We start from the raw sequence: 5,984 nt of genomic DNA, 5'->3' as shown, positions 1-5,984 counted from the left end.
TTGCGGCAGGAGCACTCCAATAGCCTCCGCAAGCGGAAGCCGAACCGCCCTCTTAGCCAAAAGCCGAGGCTTGGGAAAGGGGAGCGACATGCTCATTCCGGTGGAAGAAGGGGATTACCGCCTAATCTTGGGCCCAAAGCCGGTCCCGGACCCTCACTGGGTCCGACAATCGGCCTTGCCGCACTGGCGGACGTTGGCCACGACCTGCTTCAGCGGTTCCAGGCCGACGGCGCCGGGGATGACCTCGTCGCCGACGATGAAGGCCGGGGTACCGGTGAGGCCGAGCTTGTCGCCAAGGGCGGCATTCTCCTGAAGCGCGGCGCGGACTTCGTCGCTGTTCATGTCCTTCTGAAGCCGGGCGACGTCGAGACCCATCTCTTTGGCGACGGCGATGGCGCGCTCGCCGTTCACACGGCCGCGGCTGTCCATGAGCTTGTAATGATAGTCGAAAAGCTTGTCGCCCTGGAGCTGGTTGCGGGCGGCCAGGGCAACTCGGCTTGCTTCAAGCGACTCGGGACCCAGCACTGGGAAGTCTTTCAGAACAATACGCAATTTCGGGTCTGCTTTCGCCAGAGTCCGGACGTCGCTCAGAGCCTTTTTGCAGTAACCGCAATTGTAGTCGAAAAACTCGACAAGCGTGACGTCGCCCATCGGGTTCCCGGCCACATAGGAGTGAGGGGCATTCAGGATCGCTTGGCGCGATTCTTTCATCGCGGCGGATTGRGCAGTGCGTTGAGTGTCGGCTTGGCGCTTCTCCAGTTCGGCAATCACCTCCTGGAGAACTTCCGGGTTTTTCAGGAGATAATCCCGCACGATCCCGCCGATGGCTTGGCGTTGCGCCTCATTGAACGGCGCGTTCTGGGCGTTGGCCGATGCACCGAGCACGAGCGTTCCGGCAACAGCCACCATTCCGAGGGCATGGCGAAGAGAGAAGCGCATTATCTGTCCTTTTGCGGCGATGCATGGAACGGGACCATTTGAGAGAGACATGGCCGTCGGTCGTCTAAGAATGAGAGATTATCGAGGACTTGGGTTAACGCTGTAGGTGCGCCAACGTCAAATCACGCCTTCGTTGACAAGATGTTGAAGGCGGCGGCTCAAGCGGATAGGAGCCCTCCATGACAAAATCGATAGCCACGCCGCCACTCCCCAGCATCGCCCAGCGCATGGACCGCGTCTCGTCCTTTTTGGCCATGGATGTATTGAGCGCCGCCGCGGCGAAAGAAAGGCGAGGCGACAGCGTCATCCATATGGAGGTCGGCCAGCCATCCGCCGCGGCTCCGCGGATCGTGCGCGAGGCAGCGAAGGCCGCTCTGGACCTCGGCCGTATCGGGTACACCGAGGCGCTCGGCCTGGCGCCATTGCGCGAGCGGATCGCGCGGCATTATCGCGATACCTATGGTGTGGCGATCTCACCGGAGCGAGTGGTCGTCACGACTGGCTCGTCGGCAGGCTTCGTGCTGGCCTTTCTGAGCCTGTTCGACACCGGGCAACGCGTTGCGATTACCGCGCCGGGATACCCAGCCTATCGAAATATCTTGGAAGCGCTCGATCTCGAGCCGGTGGTGATGCCGCTTGGGCGGTCTGACGGTTGGATCATGACCGCAGACGCTGTGCAGAAGGCGTATCTGGACAAGCCATTTCACGGCATCTTGGCCATGAGCCCGGCCAATCCTTCCGGCACCATGATCGGCCGGAGGGCGCTGGCGGGTCTAGGAGAAACATGCCGGAAGCTCGGCCTCTGGTTTGTCTCGGACGAAATTTACCACGGGCTGACTTATGGGGAGCCGGCCTCGACGGCGCTCACCTCGGACGACGATGCGGTCGTGATCAACTCGTTCTCCAAATACTACTGCATGACGGGTTGGCGCATCGGCTGGATCATCGTGCCGGATAGATTGGTTCGGCCCATAGAGCGGCTCGCGCAAAACCTCTACATTTCGCCGCCCTATCTCTCGCAGGTCGCGGCTCTTGCAGCCTTTGAGGCCACCGAAGAGCTGGAGCAGATCAAGGCTGGTTATGCGCGCAATCGCGCGCTGCTGCTAGAGGAGCTTCCACGGATCGGCATCACCGAGATGCATCCGGTCGATGGTGCGTTCTACATCTATGCGGACATCGCCCGCTACACGAACGATTCCATCGGGTTCTGCAAGCGCATGCTTGAAGAGGCGGGCGTCGCCGCGACGCCCGGGTTGGATTTCGATCCGATCGAAGGCGCTCACTATATGCGACTGTCGTTCGCCGGCTCGGAAAACGATTGTCGCGAAACCGTGGCTCGTTTGGCGAATTGGTTGAAGTAGCGGATCGCGATCAAATCACGAAAATGTCCTTCTCGCTGAAGCTGCCGGGCTTATTCCGGAGCACCGCGAATTTGATGGCGGCCTGAGAGCCGGTGCCGTCGCCGTCGTAGAACAGCTCCCCCGTCTTAGGGTTGTAGATGATGCGATCGGAGGCATCGTGCGCCCTGGTGCCCTTCCAGAACGCCTGCTTGGACAGCGGAACCGGATTGTCGGCAGATCCCCTGTTGCTGAGTGTTTTGAACACATTGTTGTCGAGAAGGATGCGATCGTGCTTCGCCGACAGATCCGTGATCGTGTCGATGTTGCTGTTATTCTTGCGCGCCAGGGCCGTGTCGAAGATGAACGTGTCTCTGCCCGCTTGGCCCGCGAGAGTATCCTTGCCGGCGCCACCGCGGAGAACGTCGTCACCATTGCCGCCCAGGATTGTGTCGTTTCCGCCGCCGCCCCAAATCTTGTCGACGCCGATCGTTCCTGTCAGGCGATCGGCCCGGCCCGTTCCGATGATTGTCTCGGGCTTCTCCGGTTCAGGATGCGGAGCGTTTTCGACGACGTCGCGAACGTGAATGGCAATGCTCTTGTCGAACGTGAGACCACCTGAATCCGTCACGCGGATCGTGATCGAATGGGAGGTCGCGATCTCGTAGTCGAGAAGGCTGCCATTGGCGACGACGAGCTTGTTCCCGTCGATGGCAAATCGGCCGTTGGCATTGTCGAGAAGGGTGTAGGTGAAAGTCTCGCCGGCGTCGGGATCCAGGGCCGTGAGTGTTCCCACCGAAGTGCCCGCTTTGGCCATTTCGTCAATGCTCGTGTGGCTGAGCTCGACCTGGGTCGGGTTGTGGTTGACGGGCATCGCAGGGTCGACCGTAATCGTCGCCCCTATTTCGTTGGCTCTCTCGTCAACCAGATAAAGTTCGATTTTGAACTCAGCGTCCACGGGATCGACCACGTTGCTGTACGTGAGCGCGCGGATGAGTCTCTGCACCAGGGCGGGCGTGGCTGCGCCGGCCAAGAAATCGAATTCGATGCCGATCGACAATCCATTGTCGGGGGTCGTCATGTATCCGACCAGAATTCCATCCACATGGACGGCCCTGCCAATGGCCGTCCTTTCGTCCGAGAGCGTGATGCCACTGCCGGCAGACGTATCGAGACCAAAAGTCCCTTGCGTGGGATATCCTGGAGTATCCCACAGGTAGGCGCCGAACAGCCAGGGATTGAGAACGGCGTCGATCACCGCGTTGCGACCGGCGTCGATGAAAGACGGACCGTCGCGGTTGAACGGCACGCGGTCCCCGTCGATTTCGCGAAACTCCGGCTGGCTGCGCGTGACGACCGTTTCGCCGGCTGCGTTCTTCCCCTCGACCGTCTCAAACCCGTTTCGGTGCAACTCCAGCCGATCCTCTCGTGAGAGAGAACCTTGCGTGAGGATCACCTTGTCGTCGTGAGAATCGTTCGCGGTAAGGGCGAATGCCATCTGCTTGTCGTCGACCGTCACGACCGCTTCCGACACATAGATCGACGCGAATCCGGTAATCGTTTTCCCGGTGAGATCGACTGTCGGCCCGTATATGGCGAGGCGGTCGTTCCCACCGCCGCCGTCGATCCGTCTGACGTCCGTCAATTGGGTGGCAAGCGTGTAGATGATATCGTCCGCGACCGAACCGGTGATCGTTTCGATGCTGACGAGGGCCTTGAGATCCATAACGCGGATCTGCCCTCCATCGATCAAGCGAAGAGTGTCGTTCCCGTCGCCGCCATATAGCTCGTCGTCATCGACGTGCCAACGGTGCGCGATGAAGGTGTCATCGCCCGCTCCACCGGTCAGTGTTTCGGCCTGGGCCGTGAGCACATACTCGGACCCGGCAGCGAGCGGAGCGGCGGCGAGGTCGATGAAGGTTTGGAGGGGTGGCGACACGCGCTGCCGCACTCCCGTTGGTGCGGTCAGATCGTTTGGGAGTGTTTTGGGGAAGGGCATCGCGGGGTCCTGACGGAGCTTGTGCACTTGTAATGAATGTCATTACGGAACGATAGGACTATTTGCGCAACGCGAGCTATCCGCCGATCAAGTCAACGATCGAGTCGATGTAACGAAAAAGCCCCCGACGATGCCGGGGGCTCTCACTTAAGATCGGCTCAACGGATCACGATCCGCTGAGCACTGACTTGGCTTTAGACCACCAGCCGGCTCGCTTGGGCCGATCCGGGTCGGCCGGGGTGAGCACGACGGCGACCGGTTCAGGCTCGGGAAGCGCCGGCGTCATGGCCTCGATAGCCTGTTCCTCGGCACGGGCTTCCACAGGTTCGCGTTGAGGAGCCGTGAAGCGCGGAACGCTGGTCGCCTGGGCTTCCACTTCGACTGGTTCTGCGCTCACGGTTTCGGGAACCCAACGGGGCTCGCTGGCGCGGGGCGTTTCGTCGCTCGAAGCTGCTCCCTCGGAGATCTGCTCCGAGCCTTCCTCGCGGTTGCGGCCGCGACCACCACGACGTCCACGACGACGACGGCGGCTGTTGCGCTCCTCGCTTCCGGGCTCGCCATTGGCGTCGTCCTCAGAGGCTTCCGCGGTCTCCTGCTCGTCCGACGAGACGCTTTCGCCATCTTCCTCGCGAGCCTCGCCTTCATCACCCGTCTCGGCCTCACCGGCCGCACCTTCCCGGTCGCGCCCACGCCGGCGACGGCGGCGACGACGACGGCGGCCGTTGCCGTCACCCTCTTCTCCGCGTTCGGATTCAGTGGTGCTCTCGTCGGACTCGGCCTCGACGTCTTCGAACGTCGCTTCCTCGACTTCGTCCGACTCGTCTTCGGGGACGATGGCGTCGATCTGGACGCCGGTCGCGGCCGCCTTGTGCTCGATGCGCAGGGCCGGTTCGCCCCGATCGATCGCGAATGTGGTGGTGCCCATCAGCGATTCATCGGCCTGGATGGTGATGGAAACACCGAATCGGGTTTCCAGCTCACGCAGGTGGATGCGCTTCTGGTTGAGAATGTAGAACGCCGCCTCAACCCGCGTACGGACGATCAGGTTGTAGCCTGCGCTTTTGATCAGCGTTTCCTCGATGGTGCGCAGAACATTCAACGCAACCGACGGAGTCGCCCGGAGGGAGCCGGTCCCGGCACAATGCGGGCAAGGGATCGAGGACGATTCCAAGACACCGGTGCGGATGCGCTGACGCGACATCTCCAGGAGACCGAAGGGCGAGATGCGGCCGACCTGGATACGGGCGCGATCGTTCTTGAGGCACTCGTTCAGTTTCTTCTCGACGGCGCGGTTGTTCCGCTTCTCTTCCATGTCGATGAAGTCGATCACCACGAGACCGGCCAGATCCCGCAGGCGCAGCTGGCGTGCGATTTCCTCGGCCGCTTCGAGGTTCGTGCGAAGCGCCGTGTCCTCGATATTGTGCTCGCGGGTCGAACGTCCCGAGTTGACGTCGATCGAAACCAGAGCCTCGGTCGGGTTGATGACGAGATAGCCGCCGGATTTCAGCGTGACCGTATTCGAGAACATCGCATCGAGTTGAGCCTCGATGCCGTACTTGGCGAAAAGAGGCTGCTGTTCGCGATAAGGTTGGACGATCTTCGCATGGCTCGGCATGAGCATGCGCATGAAGTCCTTCGCTTCCCTATAACCCTCGTCGCCGGAAACCAGGATATCGTCGATATCCTTGTTATAAAGGTCGCGGATGGCG

The 5,984-nt window shown here is 61.2% G+C and carries 4 protein-coding genes; 1 reads left to right on the top strand and 3 read right to left on the bottom strand.

Going from position 1 to position 5,984, the window contains the following annotated elements:
• Positions 1–153 precede the first annotated feature (153 nt).
• Positions 154–939, bottom strand: a complete 786-nt coding sequence (locus AC1DT3_RS10450; protein ID WP_477465189.1) for a DsbA family protein — start codon at positions 937–939, stop codon at positions 154–156.
• Between the two features lie 179 nt (positions 940–1,118).
• On the opposite strand from AC1DT3_RS10450, the gene AC1DT3_RS10445 reads away from it, so the two are divergent.
• Entirely contained in the window at positions 1,119–2,300 is a 1,182-nt protein-coding gene (locus tag AC1DT3_RS10445; RefSeq protein ID WP_477465188.1) for a pyridoxal phosphate-dependent aminotransferase, read from the top strand.
• 10 nt (positions 2,301–2,310) lie between these two features.
• Here the strand turns inward: AC1DT3_RS10445 and AC1DT3_RS10440 are convergent, their stop codons facing one another.
• Together AC1DT3_RS10440 and AC1DT3_RS10435 are read right to left on the bottom strand one after the other, a co-directional pair.
• Positions 2,311–4,275 (bottom strand): cadherin domain-containing protein, encoded by a 1,965-nt coding sequence (locus tag AC1DT3_RS10440; RefSeq protein WP_477465187.1) that lies wholly within the window; start codon positions 4,273–4,275, stop codon positions 2,311–2,313.
• 166 nt (positions 4,276–4,441) lie between these two features.
• Positions 4,442–5,984, bottom strand: a 1,543-nt coding sequence (locus AC1DT3_RS10435; RefSeq protein ID WP_477465186.1) for a ribonuclease E/G, incomplete at its 5' end; no start/stop codon positions are given.

It is taken from the genome of Microvirga sp. P4_G7, from assembly GCF_056401005.1.
Note: the sequence above shows the minus strand (reverse complement) of the source record. Positions and strands in the feature narration are given on the sequence as shown.